Raw genomic sequence first — 26,119 nt, forward strand, 5'->3', positions numbered from 1 at the left:
TATTGACCTATTTTTCTCTATTCTAAACTATCAGGTAACAATAAACTAAACTGACTCGCTGTAAGAATATCTCCTATGATACGGTTCATCTCTGTGGTATAGTCCATAGCCCCCATTCCTAAATAAGGTACAACCTTCAGAACAGCGTTACGCCCTTTATAAACAAGATCTTTACACATCTTATCTATAGCTGCACTCGTCTGATCTGATAATTTCCCATTCAATAGAATCTCTTCACTAGAAGACTGGACCAAGCTATAGAAAGCGGCTCTTCTCTCTATAAACTTTTCTTCATATTGGTAGAACAACTCTGCTTTAAATTCGAAGTACTTATTATATAATTCTCCTGTAAAATACTTTTTCAGTTCATCCATAAAATGCTCTTGCATTCCTAAATGGTTAGCAGTCAAAGTTAATAATGCAAACGACATAAAGGGGTACTGATAGGTCTGTTCATTAATAACAGGATGATTACTATCTATCTCAAAGGCTCTATTGCTACTCACCCTAAACTCCTTAATCTTAACGCTATGACTCGCAGTAGCCTTCAGCCCAATAGACTGCCAATCCTCAATAACAGTTACTTCTTTTGGGAAAAAGAAAAACGTTTTAAAATAAGGCGAACCGTCTTCATTATAAAGCAATTCTCCTTTCTCTTCTATCTGACAGTTTAAAGTCAATACAGTACAATGGGGCAACCCTACGATATAATCCCAAGTACCGTTCACAATATACCCATCTCTAGATACCTTAGCGATACCATCTATCTGTCCACTTCCTCCAAAACACACCTTCGGATCTTGAAAAATCATTTTAGCAAGAAAGCTCTCTAAATACCCTACAAACATATTAGCCCCTGCGCACATGGTCACTGTCCATCCTAGACTACCATCTACTCTAGCTAACTGTTCTTCCACTTGCAAAGCCTCAATCAGACTTACTCCTAGTCCACCTAAATATTCTGGCACAAACATATTAAACAACTTATTATCATAGATAACTTGTAATTGCTTATCCGTTAATGTTCCTAATTTAATAGATTCACCTACTTCACTTCTAAGAATATCTATATCCTTGGATGATATTTGCATCATAACATATTGATTAATTACTTATTATAACAAACATATTAATTCTAAAAAACTATTAATATGTGATTATTCACACCTAGTGCAAAAAACATTCCAATATTATTAACAAGCCATTATTTAAAAAAAACTTACTTTTATACTATATAAATAAATTAGAAAATATGTCGGCATTGAACTATCCATTTAACACCGTACATGGTACAGCACCATTTACCCAAATTAAAACGGAAGACTATATACCTGCTTTCCAAAAAGCAATACAAGATACAAAAGCAGAGATAGACGCTATTACTGCTAACGTTGCAACACCTACCTTTGAGAATACGCTAGAGGCATTAGCCTACTCAGGAATGGAATTAGATGTATTATCTAATATCTTCTTTAACCTGAACTCGGCTGAGACCAATGATGAGATGCAGAAAATAGCGCAAGAGGTAGCTCCAATGTTATCTGCATTAGGCAATGATATCTCTTTAAACGAAGAGTTATTTAAACGCGTAAAAGCAGTTTATGAACAAAAAGAGACACTAAACCTTACTATAGAACAAGAAACCTTATTGACAAAGAATTATAAAAGCTTTGTCCGCAATGGTGCATTGTTATCAGAAGATAAAAAAGAAAGATTAAGAGCAATAGATGCTGAACTGTCTACTACAGCCTTAAAGTTTGGAGAAAACGTATTAGCAGAAACACATAAATACCAACTACACATCACAGCCGAGAAAGACTTGGCTGGTCTTCCTGAAGGTGCTGTAGAAGAGGCAAAAGCTTTAGCTGAACAAGAAGGTAAAGAGGGATGGATATTCACATTAGACTATCCTAGTTATATCCCTTTTATGACCTATGCTGATAATCGTGAGTTGCGTAAAGAGATGGCTATCGCTTCAGGTAAAAAAGCCTTTCAAGATAACGAACACAACAATGAGGCTAATGTCTTAAAGATCGTAAACCTACGTCATGAGAGAGCTAATCTACTAGGATATGCTACACATGCTCACTTCGTATTAGAAGAGCGTATGGCACAGAGCCCTGATAAGGTAAATGCTTTCTTAGAGGAGTTATTAGCAAAGGCTAAGCCTGCTGCGGATAAAGAGTTTGCTGAATTAACTGCTTTTGCTCAAAAAGCAGACAAAGTAGATGTATTAGAGAAATGGGATGGTTCATATTATTCTGAGAAGTTAAAGCAAGAGCGTTTTAGCTTAGATGACGAATTACTTAAACCATACTTCCAGTTAGAGAATGTATTAGACGGTGCTTACCAAGTGGCGAATAAGCTATACGGATTAGTATTCACTGAAGTACACTCTATAGAGAAGTATCATGCAGATGTGCGTACATTTGAAGTAACGAACGAACAAGGAGATTTCATAGCGGTATTCTATACAGACTTCTTCCCACGCAAAGGAAAGAGAAACGGTGCATGGATGACTTCATTCAAGAACCAATACATCAAAGATGGTATCAATGAAAGACCGCATATCTCTATCGTGTGTAACTTCACTAAGCCAACCGCTACTAAGCCATCGCTACTTACATTTAACGAAGTGACGACTCTATTCCACGAGTTTGGACATGCATTACATGGTATGTTAGCAAATACAACTTATCCATCGTTGTCTGGGACTAATGTGTATTGGGACTTCGTAGAATTGCCAAGTCAAGTGATGGAGAACTGGTGTTATGAGAAAGAAGCTTTAGAGCTATTCGCTAAACACTATCAGACAGGAGAGACTATCCCTATGGAATTAGTAGAAAAGATCAAAGAGAGTGCGAGCTTCTTAGAAGGAATAGCTACAGTACGTCAGTTGAGCTTCGGTTTATTAGATATGGGATGGCATGGTCAAGACCCTACAACAATCACAAGTCTAAAAGACTTCGAAACAAAACAATTTGCCTCTACTCAACAATATCCTGATGTAAAAGAGAATGCAATGAGTACTTCATTTTCTCATATCTTCCAAGGTGGTTACTCATCTGGATACTACAGTTATAAATGGGCAGAGGTATTGGATGCTGATGCATTCGCATATTTCAAAGACAATGGTATCTTCAATAAAGAAGTAGCTACTAAGTTTAAAGATTATGTATTATCTCAGGGAGGCACTGATCACCCAATGACATTATACAAGAAATTCAGAGGTCAAGAACCTACTCCTGATGCTTTATTAAAAAGAGCGGGATTGTTATAGACTAACGGTGGACGGTTTACAGTTAACAGCTGTAGACCGTTTAGCTGTTAGCTACATTGAACAACTAAGCCCATTGCGTTGCAATGGGCTTAGTTGTTTTATTAAGAATTATCTATATTGTGGTTACTAGGTGGTAGACGCAATGTATTGCCGTCTCTACAGCAAACTACTAATCATCAATTGTAAACTATAAAAAACACTCTTCACTATAGGTATAAGCATCTAGTGTAATAGGTATTTTATTAGCTTCTTTAAGATCGTGTTGTGCCTCATTATAACGCTCTACATCAGCATCTGCTTTAGGATCCTTTATACTTCCTAATATTCCATTGATACGGTCAAACTCGCGTTGTTGATCAGCTTTAAGATATGCTTCTGCTACTTTACATACTTCTTTAAAAGTTTTACCTCCTACTTCTTTTAAGAAAGCTGCATCTGTCTTATCATGATCTATTCCATCGTCTTCTGTATAGATGACATTCATATTTCCGATGATTTGTATTGCCTTTTGAAGACGCAATTGATCTGCATCTCCTAAAGAAGTCATCATCTTATCTTCTGACTCCATGTAGGCATCCATATTGTCTGCGGCTAACTTTAAGTCAGCTGTCTCTGACTGTACTTGAGGAGTCACGATTTGAGTCTCTTCTACTACTTCTGTTTTCACCTCTTTATCCTTGCAACTAACTGTTAAAAGTGCTAGTGCAAATAATGTAATTCCTACTTTTTTCATACCTATTGATTAATACGACAAATGTAAAAATATACCAAGTAAATATACAATAGCTATAAACAGCTATTTTACACTCCAAAAAAGAAAGGAGAGATAATCAATACCTCTCCCTTCACCAAAACAAAACCACTATAAAAATATAGTCTCCTTACTTATTATGAAATTTATTATTATGCTAGATCTCCAAACTTCCCAGAGTTAAAGTCATCTACTGCTTGTACTAACTCATCTGTTGTATTCATTACGAATGGTCCATAATGTGCGATTGGTTCATTTAAAGGCTCTCCTGAGATTACTAAGACTACAGCATCTTTAGTAACTTCTACTGTAAACTCTTCTCCTTCTCTCTCCATATGAGCCACATGATCTGTAGCTACTACTGTTCCATTTACTTTTACTTCACCTTCTAACACTAACAATAAAGTAGTGTACCCTGAAGGAAAGCTAAAGTTAGTACTTGTACCTACTTTTGCTTTTAAATTGTACATATGAATAGGTGAGAATGTAGAAGCTGTACCTTTAGTTCCATTATAGTCTCCTGCTATCACTTCAATTACCCCTTCACCGTTAGGCAATGTATATTTGGCCATTTTATCATGTTCTATTGCTTGATATTTAGCAGGCCCTTTTTTATCCTCTCTCTTTAAGTTTACCCATAACTGTACCATTTGAAACTCACCACCTGTTTTACTCCATTCTGTTTCATGAAACTCTTTGTGTAAAACTCCTGACGCTGCAGTCATCCACTGTACATCACCTTCTCCTATGATACCTCCACCACCGCTGCTATCTCCATGCTCTACACGTCCTTTATATGCTATTGTAACAGTTTCAAATCCTTTATGTGTGTGTACTCCTACTCCTCTTGGGATTTCTGAAGGTCCAAATGTGTATTTAGAATTATAATCAAACATGATGAAAGGATCCATCTGTTGCATATTCATATTAGGCATACTTGGAATAAAGTTGTGCACTCTAAAACCATCTCCTACAAAGTGTGCTGGTTGTGGTTTTACTACTTGTTTAATATTTCTTGTTTTCATATCTCTTTGTTTTTTGTATTACAAATTTACAACCTCATCACCCCTTAAACACTTAACCTACAACAAGAAGTATACCTCATAAAAAAGGAGGTTTACCTCAGCAAACCTCCTTCTGTTTATTTATCTAGCTACACTAGTTCTTAATCTCTACTCGTATACCTTCGCTATGAGTACTTAGCTCTGGTGCGTACATACTCTGCATGGTTGTAATACCATTCGAGAATTGACCACTTACATTAGCTCTTAACTCATACTCGAACACATAACTTCCTTTTCTCAATCTCGATATAAAGAAGTTCGTAGATGCGTCCCTCGTTTCTTCATAGTATCCGAACTCTCCTTTCCATCTATACCCTGATAATACATTCGTAGGTTCAAAGCCACTAGCACGCATATCTTTTAAGTGAACATAGTCCATATCCCTATCTGCACTTATCTCTAAACGTACTGTCACTACATCACCTACTTTAATTGGAGACTCTTTAGTGATTTCACGTAGTACTTGACCTTTCTCTGTATTCGCTTTTATATATAACTTTTTAGTTAACTTAATACCTGTCTCTGCAGCATTAATAGCGTCTAAATCTTCGAAGTACTGCCAATACATCGCGCCATAAGCAATACCAGGAGATGTCTTATTTACTTCTACAACACCTTTTTTAGCTGTCAGCTCTGCTTTAGTCCAACTCTGTTTGATATAACCACTACCTGCCTGAGCATTTGCTTCTGTGTCTATAGGATATCCTCCTACTTTTACTTCAAGACCTTGCTCTGCATCTAACCAAGACTTACCTGTATTTAATAAGGCATATACAGCCTTTGTAGTTGCTTTAGTAGATCTCCATCCAGTAGTTTGTTTATTCTTTAGTAACCAAACTTTCATCTGTTCTATCGCATTAGCGTATTTCTCTTTATTTACCTCGTTGGTAGCTTCTAGAATTGCTACTTGGGTTTCGATAGGAGCCTGATACCATAACCATCCTGCAGTATTATTCTTCCAATACATTCCCATCTCATCAGACTCTACTGCTGTCTCCATAATCCCCTTAACAATACTCTCTGCCTTTTTATCAGAACCAAATCTCTTAGCTATCACAGCTCGTATAGCCTCTTGATAAAGATTATTAGCAGGTTTCTCACTCTCGATACTTTGACGAATAGCTGTTATCATAGGAGAGTATTTCTCATTAATACCGAAGTCTCCTATAAAGTAACTACGTGCGTATAAATAATGTGTACCTAAACTAGGTACTTTACCCTTCACACCAAACTTCACTTGCTCTTCATAATCTTTGTATTGTGCTTGATCCATATATTCTATTGCTCTCTTTAGCATCGAAATATAATTCACATCACTTGCCCAAGGCGCATCCATTGCACCTATGCGTTTCAGATTACCAAAACCTTCTACAATAGTTTGTGTAATATAGTTATCTGATTTTCCTCCTTTAAACCAAGAGAATCCCCCATCTTCGTTTTGTTGCTCGATTAACTTATCAATATCCGACTGAAGATCATATTGCATTTTATTCAAATCAAACAAGACTGCCATACGCTTCATTTGTTCAGCCTCACTTGTTGCTTCTCTCACCCATGGTGACTCAGCTAACAGTATACTCTTCAACTCTTGATTCTGTTCTAACTTAGAAGACATTTCTCCTTTTACATTCCATTGATCAAAGACAGTCTTAATCTTAGGATTGTCATTTAATATCTTCGTTGCAACAGCATTAGCAAACACTTTACTAAACACTTGCTCTGAACTATCATAAGGATATTCTTGTAAATATGGTAAAGCAAACACAGCATTCCAAATCGGATTAGTCGTTAACTCTAATGTCAATTTATGATTCTGCAGTGTATTGCTTCTATTCGCTTCATACTCTTTAAACTTGAATATCTTATTCTGTCCTTCTTTGATATAGATAGGCATTGTCTCTGTTACTAGCATTCTATTAGTCAATACTGGTAGTACAGACTCTTCTCCATCACTATAATTATCTGACACAGCTACTATTCTACACGATACTACATCTACGCTATTCGGAACTTCTATATCCCAACTTACAGCACTTGACTCCTCCTTATTGACAGAGAACTCTCCTGTTTTTTCTACCAACAACTCATTCGTATAAGCATTAAACAGTTGAAGAGTAGCTTTACCTTTTCTATTAGCATCAGATAGATTAACTACTTTAGTAGATAAAGTTAGCTTATCTCCTTGTCGTAAGAAACGAGGTAAGTTAGGCACTACCATTAACTCTTTTTGAGTTACTACTTCTTTTTCTGCATAGTCACTACGCAAATCCTTAGTATGAGCAAATGCCATAAACTTCCATTTAGTCAAAGCTTCAGGCATTGTGAACTCAAACTTCACATCACCATTCTCATCTGTCTTTAGTGTAGGGTAAAAGAAAGCTGTCTCTTGTAAGTTTTTACGAACAGTCGGTGCAGGAGCATCTGTTTTTTCTACACTGTTACCACCATTACTTACGTCCTTAGACTCAATCATAGGAGCACTTTCTTTAAACTCCTCTTGAGATGAAAGTTTAGGAGCAACAATATTTTCAGCCATTGCATCTCCACTCGTAGCACTCACCTTACTCATCCCTCTCACTCGCATTGTTCCAGAACCAATTCTAACTTTAGGTTGGAAGTTTAAGCCGTAAGTATTAAATACGATTGGTCTATCTATTATAAACTTAATATAATCTACTGTCTCACTTGCTAATGAATTAAAGTAACTTATTCCCTTGATATTACTAAAATCATACATACTAAACGAAGGTCTGTTGTAATAATGTACAGGAACCTTAAGAGTAGTATTTAGACTATGTGATACGAACTGATCTAAAGAAGCATCATACATAGTAGCCAATATTTCAGACACCACTTGCTCCTTCTCTTTCCCTTTTACTTTTAAAGACCACTTTTCTTTAGCTCCTGGTTCTACCTTATCTCTAAAAGACTCAATAACTAAAGACAGTTTACTCTCTTCTCCTTTTAGAGCAACACTAGCCGCGTCTTGTGCTACTATATTGTGTTTTAATGCTAAGGCATAAACATCTACTACCTTATAATCCTGTTTAATAGGAATATCTATTGACGAACCTCTCTTATTGATCTTCATCACTTTTTGATAAACCTGTTTACCGTTTGCTTTTACTTCTACGAATGCATACGTATTATTCTCAGCACTGCGTATCTCTACACTAGCCTTATCTCCTACTTTATATACTTTGTCCTCTGCTTTTAATTCCACTAAGACCTTTGAAGACTCTTTTGACTCCTCATTTCTTAATGTAAAGCGTTTCTCTATCTCATTCTTCTCACCGTTCTCATATACATATCCCTTAACAATATAAGCACCTGAAGACAATTGTTTAGCTCCCTTAAATACAACCTCTTTTGTATCTGCTGTATTAAATGATGTACTAAACACAGAATTACCTATTCCCCACTGTGCAGTGTCTTTCTCATCTCCGTAATCTAAATGAGGGAATAAAGAGATAAACTCATTGTAATCATACAACTTATAATCTCCTTTATCCAAACCAAAATTATCAGAGATACGCTCAGGATTAGGAGCTAATAAAGGGAATATACTTAACTCCCCTTGAGAAGCATAGTCTATCCCATTTAGGTTCTTCGTGCTAATCGTAAACTTACTCAAATCCTTTACTGTAGAAATAAAAGGAAGATTAACAGCTAGCTCTATATTCTTCTCTCCTACTACAACATCTATACTACTGCTATGTGTTTCTCCATTCTGGTCTATTACATCTGCATAGATATAATAAGTAAAGGTACGAGGCAGCTTACTTTCTTTTTCTTCTTTAGGCAACGCCTTAAAGCTGATAGTAAACTTTCCTTTCTCATCCGTTATTGTCTCTCCCTGAATCATTGTCTCAGGATTCAAATATCTACTTGGATAGTAAGGTCCACATATCCAATAAGGCCATATCTCTTGTCGTTCTACTCTATAGACTACTTTTGCCTTATCTATATTAGCCCCTAAGAAAGCCTTTGCACTTCCTTCTACTATTACCTCCTCATTTAGCTTATAGATCTCTTTAGGTTTTTCGAACTCTACTTCAAACTTCGGACGCTTATATTCTTCTACTGATAGATGGCTCCATCCAACAGTCTCCTCTCCTAATATGACCTCTACACTATAATTACCTAATCTACCTACAGATGGTAATACAAACTGTCCATTGACAGAACCAAACTCATTGGTCAACAGTTGTTGTGTAGTCAATTCCTTTCCATTAGGATCATATAGCTTTATAGATACTTGTGCCTTAGCTACGACTTGTTCACTTAGTTTACTCTTTTTAGAAACTATAGATTTAAAATACAGGACTTGTCCTGGTCTATAGATACCTCTATCTGTTAGTACAGTCGCTTTATACTGTACATTATCTTCTTTTTCTTCTTGCTGATAACGATTATAGACATAAGAAGAATAATATACCTCTTCCCCTTTTATATTAGCATAGAGATATCGATCATATTTAGCAAAATCAAGATTAGCTTCTCCATTCGAGTCTGTCATTATCACCGTTTCCCAATAATTACTATTAGTTCGCTTCTCGTCTTCATTAGCGATGTGAATACTAATATTGCTTAATGGCTTACCCGTTCTTCTATTATAAGCACGTAATTTCCCTTCGCTTATTTCTATAATATTAGGTGTCACATTGACAAGGCTCACTTGTACATCAGACTCTCCTTCTTTGATTTGGTCAAAAGGAACATTAGAAAATGCTATAAAATACCTACCTGCCTCTAACGGATGTAGTGCCACCACAGTCTTGTGCATTTCATAATCAGAGAAGGTACTCAACTGCAATGCATAAGTATCTATAGAAGTATATTCCTTATCTAATCTGTTATAGGCCTCTATCCCCTTATGAAAGGGTACGTTGTTACTTCTCTTAGCCTGGTTGTTCTTATACACGCGTACATATACCTTATCCCCATTCTGATGTCCTATGCTCACAGGTATAGCCTGATTATCTAATACATACTTATTGATATTATAAGTGTATTGTTTGCGTTCTGTATACTTCTTCAGTGTACTTAAGTTCTCTGCCGTCTTGGTATTAGGAAATAACTTTAAAGCCTTATCTATTAGAGCTACTAGTTCTACTCCATTTAGATAATTAGCATACCCCTCGTACACAAGAGGCTCATTAGGATACGCTGCTAATAAGCTTTCAAACTTCTCTTTTCTATCCTCACTAGATTCTATAGTAGCTGCTAGATACATCTCTACATACACATAGAGTGTAGGATCATTCTTTACTTTTACATCTTTTAGAAGAGATGTTTTTAACTCTTCCTTCTTTTGCTCTAGTGTTCTACGTTCTTCATCTGACAAATCAAATGAGTTATACTGTAGATTATCTAAATAATTTAGACGCAATGCATCATACACTGTCAGTTTAGTCCTATTAACACCTAAGTTAGAAACATTAGAGCTAAACATATCTCCCCAATTACCAATAGACTCACCTTGCTCTTTAGAAGCTAGAGCAAGACCACTTTGATAATACTTTTCTATTTCTTTCTTAAACTCTTCAGCAGTCCAGTACGCGATACCCGAAGCTGTACTTTGTTCTAAAGTTGTTCTGCCTCTGAGTTTATACTTATTCGCAGTGTAATAAAGCTTAAATATCTCAGCGATATATGTGTCAATAATAGCCTTATTAATTCCTTTAGCGTTTCTTCTTTCTTCAGCGAATTGTTTAATGATTGTATTGACATCATACTTATCATCTTCACTGACTAAGATATTTACTCTTGCCTCATAGAACATTGCTTTGATCATACTAGGATAGTCATTGTGTCTTTTAGACAACTTCTTTACTTCCTGTATATTTGGCAACATGCTCTTTACCTCAGCATTCTCTTCTTGTTTCTGAATAATATTCCACAACTCCTGTATTCTCCCATTCGAGCTTTGTCCAAAGCCGATCATCGGAGCAAGAATCATAAGATACAAACCTAACTTCTTCATAGTTTTATAATTGAATCCTTAAAGATAGAGTTTTTATAAATTACTTCTAAAAACTTGTACAGCAAATGATACAAAATAGTCGTTAACTCTACATTAAATAACGCCTACGGTTCTACTTTTTTCTAAACGTTTATATAACCTAAGCTTCACAAACGCATAATGCGAATAACTTGTATAATGAGGCGTAATCGAAGTTACTTTGTGATATACAAAAACATCATTATGAAAAGAATTATTCTAAGCCTTATCTTATGTGTATCACTAGTATCATGCTCTAGCGATGACAATAAAGTAGAACAAAAAGAAAACAAAAAGTATCAAACTGAGAATGTCGTTTTATTAGTAATCGACGGACCTAGAATGACAGAAACATGGCAAGAAGCTACACAAGCACATATTCCTAACCGTATTGCTCTATTAAAAGAAGGTGTTTTTATCAGCAACTTTAGAAACAATGGACTAACGAATACTAACGCAGGACATACAGCTCTTATCACAGGTGTATATGACAGTATTAAGAATAACGGTAAAGAACTTCCTACCAATCCTTCTGTGTTACAACAATGGTTAAAACAAACCAACAAAGACAGTAGCAAAGCTTGGGTTGTCGTATCTAAAGACAAACTAGAAGTACTAAACAATACTAAGAACCCAGATTGGAATAATAAGTACATGCCTAAAGCAGATGCAGGAGTAGCTGGTAATGGTACAGGTTATAGAACAGATGAAGTAACTATCGAGAACTTCAAAAAAGTAATCACAACTGACAAGCCTAATGTAGTTGTTATCAACTTAAAAGATGTAGATAGCTATGGGCATGCTAACAAATGGAATGAATATATACAAGCTATCAAAACCACGGATCAAAGCATTAAAGATATATGGGATTTCTTACAATCTCAACCTGACTATAAAGGCAAAACAACACTAATGGTATCAAATGACCATGGTCGTCACTTAGATGGAGTAAAAGATTCTTTTGTTAACCATGGAGATGCTTGTCTAGGATGTCGTCATATCGAATTCTTCGCTATGGGGCCAGACTTTAAACAAAATACAACAATCAGTACAGGTAGTTATGAGCAAATAGATGTAGCTAATACAATGGCTGAACTATTAGGTATAAAACTAGAATACAGTAAAGGAAAAGTGATAAAAGATATCTTTAAGTAAGTCTATACTTTATTTCAACAAAAAGAGCTATTAGAGAGAATCTCCAATAGCTCTTTTTTTAGTTATAAGTAATAATTTATTTTATTGGTAACAAAGGATCCACAAAGGCAATAACAGGTCTAACATATAGCTTTCTATCCCTAATAAAGCCCACATCACTCACTTGTCCTTCTACAAGTACTTTCACTGATGTTACTCCTCCAGGACTTACATTAAAGTCTTCTGACTTATACTTTTTATCCTCTACAGTAGTTAGTTCTAGATATCCCTTTAATTGGTTTGTAGTAACAGACTTCACATTGTACATGAACTGACTATACATTTTTGAATCTCTTTGTATAACAGTATGAATCACATATTCTGTATAAGCATCTTTATCATTACTCTTAAGTCCATTGTCATCTGATGAGCAACTAACTAATAATAGCATCATCATGATCATAGACATCAATATCTTATTCATAAAGCAATTTTTATTACAAAGAAACTGCACAAACAAAACAAGACACAATGCTTTAACACTACACCAACATTAAGTATCCCATTTGTATATAACCTGTAGATGATCTATCCTGCCTTTGGAAATTTATACATAGGTGGATTAAAGAAATCTCTTGAAGGCATTCCCTTATTCGGAAATGCATCAAAGTTGATAGGGGTAGCATACACTTTATAGCTCTTTACATAATCTCTTTCAACTACTACTCCTTCTTTCTTCACTAAAACTTCTCTATGTTCTCCCATATTAAGAGAAAATCTATCCGACTTTATCTTCTCATTATTTATAGTAACTACTTCTACATACCCTTGCATAGGTGTACGCACTTTAGATCTAATAGTAAAATAAAAATTAGTGTACTCCTTAGCTTTTCTAGTTTCTACAGATGTACCATTGTACTGAATACTGACATCTTTATTGTTTACTTCTAAATCTTCTTTTGAACATCCAGTAACAAAAACCATGACTAACATCATGATAACCAAACTTATATTTTTCATGTTATTATTATTTTAGGGCGTCAAAGTAAAATAAAAACAACAAAAGTTTATACCAAAAAAATATTATTTAACGTAAATACAAAACAGAAAACAATAAAATTAAGATTAAAAAATATAGTTTATTAAAATAGCCATCAAAAACCAACCACCAATACTAGAAACTAAATATAAAAACTAGTTTACACTAATATAAAACTCACTACCACTCCTCAAATGTATAACTATGACTGAAGCTCAAATCAAAGTTCTGATATTGCTCTTTGATTAATTCTATACACTCTTCTCGAGTCCCTTCCTTCTGATAAGAACCTTTTTTACTCACTATCGGAATATCTATAATCCACATATCATCTCGTAACCAACCGAACTGTAGCGTATCATCCTCTCCCTTAAATATTCCAATAAAAGTACCTTCTTCTGTCGATAACTTTTTAAAACACGTGATTACCTCTAGCTCTGTAGCCACCTTAGACTCTTCTCCTTCTTGACCTTGATCAGTAAGTGCGTCATAGTAAAACAACTTTATCATATCTATCTCTTTATATCTCCAAAATTAAACAACTCTACGCAACTTTTAACAACAAAAAAAGAGCATTACCTCAGCAATGCTCTTTCTTTATATCTTAGTTACTTGTACGCTTTGGTCCTCTTGACTCTGGCCACTCTTGACGTTCTCCTTTATTGTCAAATGGAAGAACAATCTTTTCTCTAGATACTAACTCTTTTTCCTCGCTTGCTTTATAAGCCATGATAGCGATCAGAATAGCGTTGTTCTGTACATCGTCATAAACGATCTTATCAGCTGTATCTCTATTCGTATGCCAAGTATAGTTACCATACCCCCAGCTCAATGAGCTCATCATAAACCCAGGTATATCTTTACTTACAAATGATACGTGATCTGAACCACCTCCTGAAGGCGATCCTGGGAAGTGAGTCTTAATTTCTTTCTTATATTTCTCAGGCACTGCGTATAGCCAGTCTGTGATATATTGATAAGAGTTTAAGAACCCTTGTCCAGAGATATTAGCCACACGTCCTGTACCGTTATCTTGGTTGAATACTACTTGTATCTTATTGTGTAGTTCTGGGTGATCTGCTACGAAAGCACGAGACCCATTTAATCCTTGCTCTTCACTTCCCCAGTTACCGATTAGGATAGTACGTTTAGGATTTGGCAATACCGCTTTTAAGATACGAGCAGCCTCCATCATCGTGATAATACCTGTTCCGTTATCCGTAGCACCTGTTCCACCATCCCAGCTGTCTAAGTGTGCAGATAAGATTACGTACTCATCTCCTTTCTCTCCACCTTTAAGCTCAGCAACTGTATTATACGTCTTCGCAGTACCAAGATCTTTTGACTGTGCATTCACATGGATATGAGGTTTCTTACCATTCTCTGCTAATCGATATAGCATTCCATAATCTTCTAATGCGATATCTATAGTAGGCACTTTTTTAGTCTCTGCTCCAAAGATTCTATTAGATCCCATGATACCTGTCCAGTATGACATTACCACACCTACAGCACCTGCGTCTTCTAATACTTTAGGCAATTCCTTAGCTGTATATCCTGTATTTTTGATACGAGTAGCCCACGCTTTCTCAGCTGCAGCTTTCTCTTCTTTCATTTTAGTATAAGACTCTTCTGTAGCAAAAGTTTGCCATTGGTAGTCTGGTCTCCCTGTAGGTTGATGCATAGAGATCATGACATACTTTCCTTTTACAGAAGGTAACCAAGCATTAAAGTCAGCCTGAGAAGCTACATCAGCTAATATCACTACTTCTCCATCTACTCCTCCTTTTTTAGAAGCAGGGCTCCATGCTAGTTGCATTCCCTCTAATGATTTAGTACGAGGTGAAGTCATCGTAATCTGTGTTGTACCACGCTCCCATGCCTTCCATGTTCCGTATTCTTCATTACGCGCCTCGAAGCCCATAGAAGAATACTGATCCTTTACCCAGTTATGTGCTTGCATCATCTGTGGTGTTCCAACTAAACGAGGTCCGATGACATCCATTAGTTCAAATGCATATTTTTTTAACTGAGAATTAGTAGTTCCTTCTTTTACGATAGCCTCTACTATAGGATCTTGTTTTTGTGCTAATACTAGCGCACTAGACAGTAAGGTCACCCCTAGTACACTATGTGCAATCGTCTTACTGATTACGTTTGTGATTTTCATATTGGTTAGTGTTTAGTTTAAGATGGGCAAATTACACATTTTAACCATACTTCCAAGGCTATTAATCGCCTATTTCACCATAAACACTAGATTATACAAATAAATTCACAATAATCGGCTTCTATAAATGCTCATCATTTAATTTTATCCTATTTTCTTTACATAATTAGAGCTATACTAATCATAATACTCATACGTGATCTCCTTCTCACTTACCAGTACACCTTGCTCCACATATACTTCCTGCTTCGTAATATTCCCAAAACTATCGTATCCCTTATTCACTACAGTATATTTAGTATCTGTAGAGGCTAACACATCTTTTTGTATATACCCATTCTGATATCCACTATCATCATATATAAACTTCGTCAATGAGTTTATCTGTTCACTCTCTCCATCCTTTGCTATCATCTGCATAGAACTTGTCTTTCCTTCTTTATCTACTGCCCCTTTTATAGTATTACTCATTGAGGGAGTATTAGTATAAGATGTAACTACAGTATACGCAGCAGGAGAAGACCACTTCTGTATTGCTTCACTTATCACAGCTCCTTCATAGTCATATCCTTTTAATACGCGTTGTTGTCCATTATACGGTTCGTATTTAAGGATACCATTACTACTAAACTCTAATAACTCAGTATCTAACTCATTGTCTAGAGACTCCATCGATATCTTATATCCGTTCTCATCATATAGACTTATTCTTTGTGAAACGACATTAGAATCAGACAGTCGTACAACCTCTGTTACAGTCTTTACCTTTCCTCTGATTCCCTCTAACTTCGCATCACTATAGGGGGTATTACTTCCCTCTGACTTACATCCCACTAGCATCATTGCTAGCACCAACATTAACTGCTTAATCATTTCCTTTTCTTTAGCCTTTTTTTATTATTCATAATATTCATACGTATACTCTACTTCTTCATTGGCATCTATATCCTCACTAGATATTTTTTGCCTTCTTATATTAGCATACTTATCGAATGTCAAATTAGTTACTTTAATCTTACCATAAGACTCACTCGTAAGTCTTGATTTCTCCAATACTTTGTACCCCTTCTCATCATACTCGAATATACTCCTAGATATAGTATCCACTTGACTTCTCCCAACATATTCCCTTAATGATGTTATATATAATTGTCTCCCTTTATTATCTACTTTTACTACCTCCTTATGTATCTCTCCTTTTTCTTCTTCATTCATTTTAATTAGAGTATAATCTTGACTAGTAAGCCACTTAGTCGTTGTCACATCATATAACTTGTGATCTGCCCCATACGCTTTGCTAATTCTAGCACTATCTTGATAAGGTATATATTCCATTCTAACCAATAAAGAATATTCTCCAGTCTCAGTCTCATCTAAGAGCACCTCTTCTGATATCTTATATCCTTGCTCATCATACAGAGTGATTTGCTTACTTGCTGCTCCTAATAAAGCAACGAAACTAGTAGCCACTCTACTCTTCACCTTTCCCTTTAATCCTCCTAACTGCGTATCAGGTATAGGGGTTAGTCTTTCTTTTTTATTACATCCTATCAGCATGATTACCAATAGCAATAGTATATATCTTTTCATATCGAATTTTATGTTAAAGATACACTATTCCTTAATTATCTTATTCTAAAATTATTACGAAAAATGTTATCATCTTAATTTTTCTCTACCAAATCTCTTATCAAAATAAACAGTCCTATCCTAGGTAAAACAAGAGATTAACAATAATATACCTCCTACTTCTATACCCCGTCTTGAAAATGTACCTTTGCGCAGATTTTTAATTAAAAGATTTTTAAAACAATGAAAAACCTTAAAGGAATTCTATTCGCATTGATTTCTTCGGGTACATTTGGTTTGGTGCCTTTGTTCTCCTTACCATTGATACTGCCGAACTTGCGACCAGAAGGAGTGGTTACTATAGGCATACCGACCATTCTATTTTATCGATTCTTATTTTCATCTGTGACTATGGGCGCAGTATGTTTGTACAAAAAAACAAGCTTAAAAATTTCTATTAAAGATCTAGCAGTCGTCTTTTTCTTGGCGTTATTGTATGCCGCAACAGCCAAATTCTTAGTCGATGCGTATGAGTATATAGATAGTGGACTAGCCACTACTGTACACTTCTTATACCCTATATTCGTCAGTATTGTCATGATTATGTTCTATAAGGAGAAGAAATCTATCGCACTCTTAGTAGCGTCTATTCTATCTCTAGTGGGAGTGGGTATGATGTGTATACACGGTGAGGCTTCGCCTTCACTGATCACAGGTCTAGTACTCTCTGCCCTGACAATATTCACTTATGGACTGTATATCGTAGGCTTAAATAAATCTAGAATATCAGAGATGAACTTTGATTCATTGACCTTCTATGTATTGTTAATGGGGTGTTTAATCTTCTTATTCTACTGTCTTTTCACGACAGGAATACAGACGGTGACACTAACGAGTGATTGGATTAATCTTATCCTATTAGGAGTATTCGCTACCTTCATTTCTGACTTATGTCTAGTATTAGCAGTGAAGCACGCAGGTAGTACAGTTACCTCTATCTTAGGATCTATGGAGCCTGTAGTAGCTGTACTAGTAGGTACCTTATTCTTCGCAGAGCACTTCGACTGGATGTCTGCTATAGGTCTACTATTCGTATTAGGTGCTGTAACCTTAGTTATTATTGCTAATCAGAAGAAATAGTTATTGGTTAACAGTTATCGGTTTACGGTTAACAGCCTTGCCTAATGGGCATAATATATTGATATAATAAGACTAAACGGTTTCACACCTTCACAAAAAAACAAAAAAACGATTTCATAAAAAAAGCCTGCTAGTATGTCTAGCAGGCTTTTCTATTCTTCTTTATTAAGCTTCTCTTTCTAATACATCATCAAGACTCTCTTTACGTACATCTACTAATTTCATCTGTGGATAGACAAACAGTTGTTGTTTTGCATAAATATCTTTAATGATGGCTAAGCATTGTGCTTTATCAGCATACATCTGTGGGTTGACTAATGTAGGAGGATTTAACACCTCTACTAAGATACGGTCTTCATCACAGTGAAACTGCATCGTGTGTGCACCTACCGTAATACCGACGAAGTTATCCACTAAATCTATCGTCTCTGAGAATATCTCTATACATTCTTCTAGTGTTAACTCTAGATTCTCTTCAGATAGATTCTCATAATAATCTGTATAAAATACTGTAATCATACTGCGCTTTAATTGTTATAACACCTTCTAGACAACGCTATCTCAGTGGAAGTACAAAGGTATCGTTTTTTTCATTTTTTGCCTTATCCTCCTGAACCTTCTCTGTAATTAATACTCCTCCGTCAAAAGAACCTATCACAACCTCAAGAGCAAATACATGAAGAATACGTGGAGTATAAAAGGATATTCCTTCGACAAACAACCTCTTAGCTCCACCATTATCGGTGTATTGTCCCACTATTGTCGAGCGATCTGCGATAAAACCCCATGAATACTGGCTTTAAGACAGGTGTATGATAATATTAAACTTAATACAAAAAACAACAATAAACTATATATCAAATACTTAACAAAAAAACTACTCAAAAAAAACGTACAATTTTTTTCTATTAAACACCCATAAACCTCCAAAAAAGCGGGATTTCTAAAAAAAAGGTGTTCAAAATTTCTAAAATGAGAGAAAAAAACGACTAATAACTAGATGAAAACAAAAAAAGTAATGCTATTTATTTGTGTGATACTTTCTTCTGAAGGGAGTTGTTTGCGCTCCATACATATAGTTGTAAGAGATAAAAGAGGATACCTCCTAAGATATAACAGCCTATATCATATAGATCTGCTGTATAACGAGAAGTGTGCTGAGGAAGGTAATATTCAAAATAAAAGGTGTAGTATAAGACTACACTAGTGATCATCAAAGGTGACAACTGATATGTACTCCCTTTCCACAGGCGTAGAATGACTAATATCACTGCCATCGTAAGGGGAATAGAAAGAATATCGTTGACATAATTATTAATAAAGGATGGCAACTCTACCTCCAGCCGCTGTGCTGTATAGATAGCTCCACCCACTACTAGCATAGTGATAAAAGTCCAATGCTTCAATACACTCATGCTACTATCATCCCGATTAGCCAAGCTATAAACATCGTCACTGCCATCACAGTAAACCAAACGCCATAGACTAACTTAAAAAATAAACGTACTAGCAGCCATGGGTGCTTCGTCATACGGAGTAGAAACTTCTCTATCGCAGAAGGCTCTTCGGCTAACGCCTTAGCGATGCGTTCGCGTTCTAGATGCTTGCGTTCTTCTTCACGTTGTTGTACCATATTCAATGCCTGTCCACACGATATACAGTTATCTGTATCTACATTAAATGTTCCGCATTTAGAACAGCGAATATGTACTTGTCCTTTAGTCATAAATCAAAATAATCTTCTGTCTTCAAAACTACTATTTTATAACACAATAAAAAAAGCCTTTACTCCAATAAGGAAATAAAGGCTTCTTCCGTTAATAAAAATATAGTTATTACTTTTGATCTACGTTATGTTGTCCATGAGCACCTCTTCTGTGTTCCATCACTTCTAGATTCTCATCTACGAAGTATGCACTACCGAATCCGTTCACATAAGAACCTTTAACTGGTTTAAAGTTAAACATGATGAAGTCTTCTAAGTTATCTAATACTTCTACTACCTTACCATGTCTTTCTCTTAAGTCAGCGATTGCTTTCTCGTATAATGGGTTTTCTTTCTCGATTAATTCCGCTTGAGTATCTAAAGTTAAACGGTGTCTAGCATATAATTGTTTAGATACGCTCTCATCTTCTACAAACATGAATGATACTTGCTTGCGATCACGTAAGTTCTTTGTATGTTTTGCCATAAAAGAAACTAATATCTGAAACTCATTTCCTACTCTAGAATAAGGAGCTGTACTTACTAATGGTGTTCCGTCCTCGCTGATAGTAGCCATCATTACTGACTTACACTCATTGATTAATTCTTCGATTTTAGGAGCCTTAGGCTTTACTTTATGTTGATCGAAATTTGGGTTTATTGTATCTGTACTCATCTCTTATAAATTTTAATGAAGCGAAGATAATAAATTATTTAAACTAAATAAGAATAAGAAAGTAGCTTTAACAACATTATACCATAAAGACACAAATAAATGTACTAACTATCCGTACTAGGTTTAAATAAATTGCCTAGAAGCGTGTGTTTAAAAATAATTGTATTTTTATCGCCTAGTCAAGACAACAATGAAAAGAACACTTTTAATAGCACCACTATTATTACTATTAATGAATTGTGGTAGTTTTAATTCTACTACAAAACGAAAAGGAAAAACATATAAAGTAACAGTATTAGACCATGCTGTAGAGAAAAGTTACTTACTAATCACAGAAACTTATGCAGATGGAAAATCAAATACAATAAATAAAGAAAAAGAGAATACAGAGACAGAGGTACGCAACTTCTTATTTACTTATGATGAGAATGGTCAATTAGTCAATACACACTCTAGTAATATCATCAATGAGAAAGCTGCTAACCCTTCTAACTTAGGAGTGGCTCTAAATGCTAAAAAGCAATTAACAACCATTTCGCTAGACGAGGATACTGATAAGTTAAAGGCTATTTATAAAGACAATATCCTTCACCAAATCACACATTACGAGCCAGAGTTTAAAGAGCTAGTCGTTAGTACATTTACATATGATAAGCATCAGCTGCCTGTGCATGCTCGATTAGGAAATCAAAGCAAACCTAATGAAGTCATCGATCTTGACTTCACGTATGACCTTAATCAGAATGTACGTACCTATAAGAATCCTCTAGAGCTATTCTCTTTTAACTATGATGATAAGCAGTATATGCTAGCAGGGCAACCTTATTACTATAATCCGTTCTACTATATGTCTATAGATTGGCTGACCTTCACGTCTTATGCTCCTAAAAACAACATTGTGGGGTTCGAAGATGATGAACACATCACTACGATAGACTATACCTATAATACAGAGAATCTGCCAATCACAGCAAGGGTTAGAAAGACCTCTAAAACAAATGCTCAAGATAGTAGAGTGACGTGTGAATATGAGTTTTATTATAAAGAGCTAGAGCTAATCCGTTTAAAAAAGAAGAAAAGATAAAACCATGAAGTCTATCAGCTTAGTCCTTCTACTACTACTTATATTTCCTATTGCTTGGGGACAACCAATCACAGTAGTAGAAAGAGTAATAGAGAAACAACATATACCGAAAGCGCATATTATATCTATCACCCCTAATCCTTCCACAGATCAAACTGATGGAGATACTGAGGTATTTATAAGACACTATGATTTTACATACAATACGCAAGGTGTCTTAATATCGACTAGTAGTTACACTATAGAAAATGATATGCCTAGTTATCCCTTTACTACATACATAGAGATGAAGGATAAGCATACTATTAAAAATATTGATTTAGGATCTGATACGAGCTCTTACAAACTAGAATACATAGATAAACTACTTAGTTCGTTTATATTTACTAACAGTAATTTTAGAGAAACGAGAACTAGTACATATAACTATAACACGAACTTATTACCAAGTCAGATTACGATTAGCACTATACCAGAACAGACGAATGCTATTGAAATAAGTTTGGAGTATAACGATAAGTTAAGCTTGAACAGAGAAATATATAACGGTCAATACACTGACTATACTTATGACAATAAAAAATATCCTTTCTGCTATCTGCCATACGGATATACTATATCTAGTTTCTTAGGGAGTGAATCTTTAATATTTACAAATTATATTCAACAAAACAATGTAATTAGAATTGAAAATGTTAAATTTATAACTTCTATAGACTACACATATAACAAGAAAGGATTCCCTATTACTGCTAGAATCACAAGTATAGATAAGGAGGATAAGAACAACAAAAGGCTTTTATATGAGTATGAATTCATCTATAAAGAATTACATATACCAATAATGAAGTAATATATTATAAAAATACTATGAAAAGAAGTTTGTTATTCACCCCACTACTACTATTCGTAATTAGTTGGAATAGTTATAGTACAGCAAGTCCTATACCTGCTGTTCAGATAAAGAAACTAACTGTAGTAAGCCAAGTTGTTGAGAAGAACTATGTTCCTGTAGATAGTACAACTCTTATTGATGATGTGAATGTCGTAGACAGAAGTACATCTAGTACAGAGGTATCTATCACTAAATATGACTTTAATTATAATGATTTAGGTCAACTGACTTCTGTGGAATCATACTTAGTAGAGGATGGAGCACCTACTAGTTCCTTCACTGCTACCATGGAGTTAGATGAGAATAATCTACTGCGCAAGGTCATCTATGGAGAAAATAAAATGAGCTTAGACCTCGTATATGACAATAAAATACTGCAGTACACAGAGTTTAAGGATTTATACTATGACGAGTCTAGAGTAAGTAAGATCGTGTATAATAGACTAGACCTGCCTAGCTCTATAGAGATATCTTCTAAGCCTCAGTATTCTGATCCTGAAGTAACTGACTTTATCTATAACCCTAATAATAATCTAAAGTTAGTCAACCTAGATAACAATAAGACAATCTATACTTATGACCAAAAAAACTACCCATTTGCTTACTTGCCTTATGCGTATAATGTGTCAAACTACCTCAGTGCTAACGAACTGATGTACACTAATTATAGTCAACAAAACAATATCGTTAAAATAGAAGGTGATGATCTTCTAACTACGATAGAGTACACTTATAATGCTCAAGATCTACCTCTGACTGCTAAGGTAAAAACAATAGTCAAGTCTATGCCTAATGAGCAACCAAGTATCTATGAATATGAGTTTACTTATAGAATAATAGAGCTGATGTTGTAATACAGAAAATATGAAAACAATAGTATTTCTAATAACATTATTGACCACAACTACATCACTTGCACAACAAACTAAAAAGCTGACTTTAATAAAAGCTATTACAGAAAAAACGCATGACTCCAACTACTCTTTCGAAGATGATGATGATAGTGAAGAAGTATATGAATTGTTAAGGTCAACAACAACATTTTTTACTTACGATAAATCAGGTAAGATAATATATCTGTCAGAATCAATGGAATACCTAAACAGAAAGATTGATGAGTACTAAAATATACTTTGCCTCACTACTTCTACTACTGATTAATGGACACAGCTATGGTCAATTAATCGATAAACAAAAAGAGAAGACGAAAACCACTTTTGTTGATTATATAATAGAAAGAAAGTATTACAAACACGACGATTATGACTCTATAGGTAATAAAATAGATCACTGTATCAAGTTTAGAACCAATAAACACGTATTTGAATACAATAAAGATGGATTGCTATCTACCCTAAAATCGGAGGAGATTGCCTCAGAAGAAATAATGATGATGAACAACCTTCACTTTATATATTCGCCTAATCGCTTGTTAGAAACCATCTACCCCTCTAATAATTCATACAGTCTAAGAAATACCATCTTTTGGGATGACTCGACTGATTTGGAATATACCAATAATAGCTTACAAAAAATCCAGTCAGGCTCGTATAATAATCCTAATACTTTTATAACAATAAAGGAAATAAAGAACAACCTACCTCGTAAAATACATTACGATGATAATATATGTGCCTATCCATTAAACAGTAGTAAAATAGACTATGTAATAAGATATAATACACACAACAACATAAAAACAATAAAAACCAAAAGAAATACACGCAAGTTTAAATATGACAAAAAAAAGTATCCATTTCACTATTTCCCTTTTGCGTTTACCTTAAACTACTCGTTGCTCCCCTATCCGTTGATAGGTACCAACTACATACAACAGAACAATATAACTGAAGTACAAAATACCGACTACACAGATAAAATCACATATACTTATAATGATAAAGACCTACCACAAACAGTAAGAATAACAAGAAGGTATAAAAACACTAAAAACATTGTTTACCCTCTTTACGAATATGAATACGAGTATTACTATAAAGAAATAGAAATCACAGAATAGAAAAAAGGTTAGCCGATGGCTAACCTTTTTTGTTATTATAAATCTAACTGATAGATATAATCATCCATTACATATCCCTGTCCGATATCAAAAGTCTTAGACTCTATACACTTCATATTATTGCGGATATAAAAGTCTATAGCTCGTTGGTTATTTTTATTCACAGTAAGATATACCGCAGTAGCTCCCTCTCGTTTAGCATACTCTACTACATGCTGAAACATAAACGCACCTAATCCCTTTACTTGTTTATACACATTAGTATATAATTTAGAAAGAAACACACGGTTGTCCTCCATAAGCTTATAGTTTGTGTAGCCTAATAACTCGTCCCCTTGCATTAACAGTTCCCATTGGTACCCTTCTTTTAGTTCACCTAAGATACGCTCATCACTATACATCATTGGTAGCATATAGTCTATCTGTTCTTGTCCGATAATATGAAGATATGTATCCTCCCAGATCTTCTCTGCTAAAGGAAGAATTAAGTGTATATTACTTTTATCTACAGGTATAAAAGTGGTTGTTTCTGCTAAGTTATTCATTGTTATGATTCTTTATAAGATGACGAAAATACGATAAATGCACTGAATTCAAGCTTTCCATACAATAATTATCAATCACTTGACAATAACAATATTTTAAGTAATTTTGTTAAAAAAATTTAACTATGAAAAACAATTTAAGAATACTAGCTCTATGCTTAGTAGGTATGTTTGCGGTAAACTGTTCCTCTGATGACAATTCAATTACAGAGCCAGGCAAAGAAGAAGTAGATCCAGGTAAAGAAGAGTACAAATCCATAGTACTTGTTTTATCATCTGAAGAAAATGTATTTAATGTAGAAGACAATAAAGAAACTTTAGAAAGTACAAACATTGTAAAGTTCAATTATAATGAACAATATCTTCTTACAAGTACAACCTTGTCTATTCCTTTTGGAAATACAAATGCTGGAGACAACATTGGAGATACAAAATACATTTATAATGATAAGTTACAATTAACCTCATTAGAATATAAAGGTCAGATACAATATCAATTCTTCTATGAGAATAACCTTTTAATTAAATCTATTGAAGACGATATTACTACTAATAATATCACAGAGTACAAATATGATTCTTCAAATAAAGTTATCGAAATAATAGGATATAATCAAGATAAAAACTCTACAACTCCTATCGCAAATAAATCATATACAAAGTATAAATATAACTCTGATGAATTAATTACTCATGTTATTGATAGTGAAAATGATAAATATTCAGCTGAAATAACATACTATGACAAAGGAAAAACACTATTTGAAAATAGTATACATAACCCTCAATTAGGAAATAGTGAATATCTATATGAACTTGAACTAATATACAACCCTAAGAAGAATATACATAGTATCACAGATCTCTATAGTCAATACATTTCTACATACGAGTTTAACGAAGAAGGTTATCCTATAAAAGAAACTACTATTGAAAAAGACTTAAAAACAGGATCTATAGAGACAAAAACAGTAACTACATATACTTATAAAATAGTAAAAGTAAAAAAATAACAAAAGGCGTTCTTTCGAACGCCTTTTACT

General features: G+C 34.6%; 25 protein-coding genes. 9 read left to right on the forward strand and 16 right to left on the reverse strand.

Annotated elements, in window-relative coordinates:
* Nucleotides 1-17: 17 nt before the first annotated feature.
* Nucleotides 18-1,094, reverse strand: a complete 1,077-nt coding sequence (locus MPR_RS15545) for an acyl-CoA dehydrogenase family protein (protein ID WP_041894086.1) — start codon at nucleotides 1,092-1,094, stop codon at nucleotides 18-20.
* A gap of 158 nt (nucleotides 1,095-1,252) precedes the next feature.
* Between MPR_RS15545 and MPR_RS15550 the strand changes: the two genes are divergently transcribed.
* Complete coding sequence (locus tag MPR_RS15550; protein ID WP_041894088.1) at nucleotides 1,253-3,280, forward strand: M3 family metallopeptidase; 2,028 nt, start codon at nucleotides 1,253-1,255, stop codon at nucleotides 3,278-3,280.
* 187 nt (nucleotides 3,281-3,467) lie between these two features.
* On the opposite strand, the gene MPR_RS15555 is transcribed toward MPR_RS15550, so the two are convergent.
* The 3 genes from MPR_RS15555 to MPR_RS15565 form a co-directional block, all read right to left on the reverse strand.
* Nucleotides 3,468-4,013, reverse strand: a complete 546-nt coding sequence (locus tag MPR_RS15555; protein WP_041894091.1) for a hypothetical protein — start codon at nucleotides 4,011-4,013, stop codon at nucleotides 3,468-3,470.
* Nucleotides 4,014-4,183: 170 nt separating this feature from the next.
* On the reverse strand, nucleotides 4,184-5,056 hold the full coding sequence (locus tag MPR_RS15560; RefSeq protein ID WP_041894094.1) for a pirin family protein: 873 nt from the start codon (nucleotides 5,054-5,056) through the stop codon (nucleotides 4,184-4,186).
* A 133-nt stretch (nucleotides 5,057-5,189) separates the two neighbouring features.
* Nucleotides 5,190-11,081, reverse strand: a complete 5,892-nt coding sequence (locus MPR_RS15565; protein ID WP_041894096.1) for an alpha-2-macroglobulin family protein — start codon at nucleotides 11,079-11,081, stop codon at nucleotides 5,190-5,192.
* A gap of 222 nt (nucleotides 11,082-11,303) precedes the next feature.
* Between MPR_RS15565 and MPR_RS15570 the strand changes: the two genes are divergently transcribed.
* Entirely contained in the window at nucleotides 11,304-12,254 is a 951-nt protein-coding gene (locus tag MPR_RS15570; protein WP_041894099.1) for an alkaline phosphatase family protein, read from the forward strand.
* A 76-nt stretch (nucleotides 12,255-12,330) separates the two neighbouring features.
* On the opposite strand, the gene MPR_RS15575 is transcribed toward MPR_RS15570, so the two are convergent.
* The 6 genes from MPR_RS15575 to MPR_RS15600 form a co-directional block, all read right to left on the reverse strand.
* Nucleotides 12,331-12,717, reverse strand: coding sequence for a hypothetical protein (locus MPR_RS15575; protein ID WP_041894101.1), 387 nt, complete (start codon nucleotides 12,715-12,717; stop codon nucleotides 12,331-12,333).
* A gap of 104 nt (nucleotides 12,718-12,821) precedes the next feature.
* On the reverse strand, nucleotides 12,822-13,253 hold the full coding sequence (locus tag MPR_RS15580; RefSeq protein WP_041894104.1) for a hypothetical protein: 432 nt from the start codon (nucleotides 13,251-13,253) through the stop codon (nucleotides 12,822-12,824).
* Between the two features lie 199 nt (nucleotides 13,254-13,452).
* Entirely contained in the window at nucleotides 13,453-13,782 is a 330-nt protein-coding gene (locus MPR_RS15585; RefSeq protein ID WP_041894107.1) for a hypothetical protein, read from the reverse strand.
* Between the two features lie 94 nt (nucleotides 13,783-13,876).
* Complete coding sequence (locus tag MPR_RS15590; protein WP_041894110.1) at nucleotides 13,877-15,442, reverse strand: M20/M25/M40 family metallo-hydrolase; 1,566 nt, start codon at nucleotides 15,440-15,442, stop codon at nucleotides 13,877-13,879.
* Nucleotides 15,443-15,619: 177 nt separating this feature from the next.
* Nucleotides 15,620-16,315, reverse strand: coding sequence for a hypothetical protein (locus MPR_RS15595; protein WP_041894113.1), 696 nt, complete (start codon nucleotides 16,313-16,315; stop codon nucleotides 15,620-15,622).
* 24 nt (nucleotides 16,316-16,339) lie between these two features.
* Nucleotides 16,340-17,032, reverse strand: coding sequence for a hypothetical protein (locus MPR_RS15600; protein ID WP_041894115.1), 693 nt, complete (start codon nucleotides 17,030-17,032; stop codon nucleotides 16,340-16,342).
* A 222-nt stretch (nucleotides 17,033-17,254) separates the two neighbouring features.
* Here MPR_RS15600 and MPR_RS15605 point away from each other — a divergent pair, with 222 nt between their 5' ends.
* Nucleotides 17,255-18,151 (forward strand): DMT family transporter, encoded by an 897-nt coding sequence (locus tag MPR_RS15605; RefSeq protein ID WP_041894118.1) that lies wholly within the window; start codon nucleotides 17,255-17,257, stop codon nucleotides 18,149-18,151.
* A gap of 165 nt (nucleotides 18,152-18,316) precedes the next feature.
* On the opposite strand, the gene MPR_RS15610 is transcribed toward MPR_RS15605, so the two are convergent.
* The 5 genes from MPR_RS15610 to MPR_RS15630 form a co-directional block, all read right to left on the reverse strand.
* Entirely contained in the window at nucleotides 18,317-18,670 is a 354-nt protein-coding gene (locus MPR_RS15610) for a hypothetical protein (protein ID WP_041894120.1), read from the reverse strand.
* A gap of 37 nt (nucleotides 18,671-18,707) precedes the next feature.
* Nucleotides 18,708-18,908, reverse strand: coding sequence for a hypothetical protein (locus tag MPR_RS15615; protein ID WP_041894122.1), 201 nt, complete (start codon nucleotides 18,906-18,908; stop codon nucleotides 18,708-18,710).
* 268 nt (nucleotides 18,909-19,176) lie between these two features.
* Nucleotides 19,177-19,566 (reverse strand): hypothetical protein, encoded by a 390-nt coding sequence (locus tag MPR_RS15620; protein ID WP_041894125.1) that lies wholly within the window; start codon nucleotides 19,564-19,566, stop codon nucleotides 19,177-19,179.
* Entirely contained in the window at nucleotides 19,563-19,877 is a 315-nt protein-coding gene (locus tag MPR_RS15625) for a hypothetical protein (RefSeq protein WP_016650388.1), read from the reverse strand. The genes MPR_RS15620 and MPR_RS15625 overlap by 4 nt, the downstream gene beginning before the upstream one ends.
* Nucleotides 19,878-19,986: 109 nt before the next feature.
* Nucleotides 19,987-20,532 carry a HugZ family pyridoxamine 5'-phosphate oxidase gene (locus MPR_RS15630; RefSeq protein ID WP_006259546.1) on the reverse strand — a complete coding sequence of 182 codons (546 nt, stop codon included), beginning with the start codon at nucleotides 20,530-20,532 and terminating at the stop codon, nucleotides 19,987-19,989.
* A gap of 190 nt (nucleotides 20,533-20,722) precedes the next feature.
* Here MPR_RS15630 and MPR_RS15635 point away from each other — a divergent pair, with 190 nt between their 5' ends.
* From MPR_RS15635 to MPR_RS15655, 5 genes are read left to right on the forward strand one after another with little or no spacing between them, the layout of a single operon-like run.
* On the forward strand, nucleotides 20,723-21,616 hold the full coding sequence (locus tag MPR_RS15635) for a hypothetical protein (RefSeq protein WP_041894127.1): 894 nt from the start codon (nucleotides 20,723-20,725) through the stop codon (nucleotides 21,614-21,616).
* A gap of 4 nt (nucleotides 21,617-21,620) precedes the next feature.
* Nucleotides 21,621-22,469 (forward strand): hypothetical protein, encoded by an 849-nt coding sequence (locus MPR_RS15640; RefSeq protein ID WP_041894129.1) that lies wholly within the window; start codon nucleotides 21,621-21,623, stop codon nucleotides 22,467-22,469.
* 17 nt (nucleotides 22,470-22,486) lie between these two features.
* Nucleotides 22,487-23,365: a hypothetical protein gene (locus MPR_RS15645; protein WP_041894131.1), complete on the forward strand. Its 879-nt coding sequence runs from the start codon at nucleotides 22,487-22,489 to the stop codon at nucleotides 23,363-23,365.
* Nucleotides 23,366-23,375: 10 nt separating this feature from the next.
* Nucleotides 23,376-23,636 (forward strand): hypothetical protein, encoded by a 261-nt coding sequence (locus tag MPR_RS15650; protein ID WP_041894133.1) that lies wholly within the window; start codon nucleotides 23,376-23,378, stop codon nucleotides 23,634-23,636.
* Nucleotides 23,626-24,531: a hypothetical protein gene (locus MPR_RS15655; protein ID WP_041894135.1), complete on the forward strand. Its 906-nt coding sequence runs from the start codon at nucleotides 23,626-23,628 to the stop codon at nucleotides 24,529-24,531. Before MPR_RS15650 ends, MPR_RS15655 begins: the two co-directional genes overlap by 11 nt.
* 35 nt (nucleotides 24,532-24,566) lie before the next feature.
* On the opposite strand, the gene MPR_RS15660 is transcribed toward MPR_RS15655, so the two are convergent.
* A complete protein-coding gene (locus MPR_RS15660) occupies nucleotides 24,567-25,076 on the reverse strand; it encodes a GNAT family N-acetyltransferase (RefSeq protein ID WP_041894139.1) in 510 nt (169 codons plus the stop codon).
* Nucleotides 25,077-25,201: 125 nt separating this feature from the next.
* Here MPR_RS15660 and MPR_RS15665 point away from each other — a divergent pair, with 125 nt between their 5' ends.
* On the forward strand, nucleotides 25,202-26,089 hold the full coding sequence (locus MPR_RS15665) for a hypothetical protein (protein WP_041894142.1): 888 nt from the start codon (nucleotides 25,202-25,204) through the stop codon (nucleotides 26,087-26,089).
* The last annotated feature ends 30 nt before the right edge of the window (nucleotides 26,090-26,119 follow it).

Source organism: Myroides profundi (genome assembly GCF_000833025.1).
GTDB lineage: Bacteria > Bacteroidota > Bacteroidia > Flavobacteriales > Flavobacteriaceae > Flavobacterium > Flavobacterium profundi_A.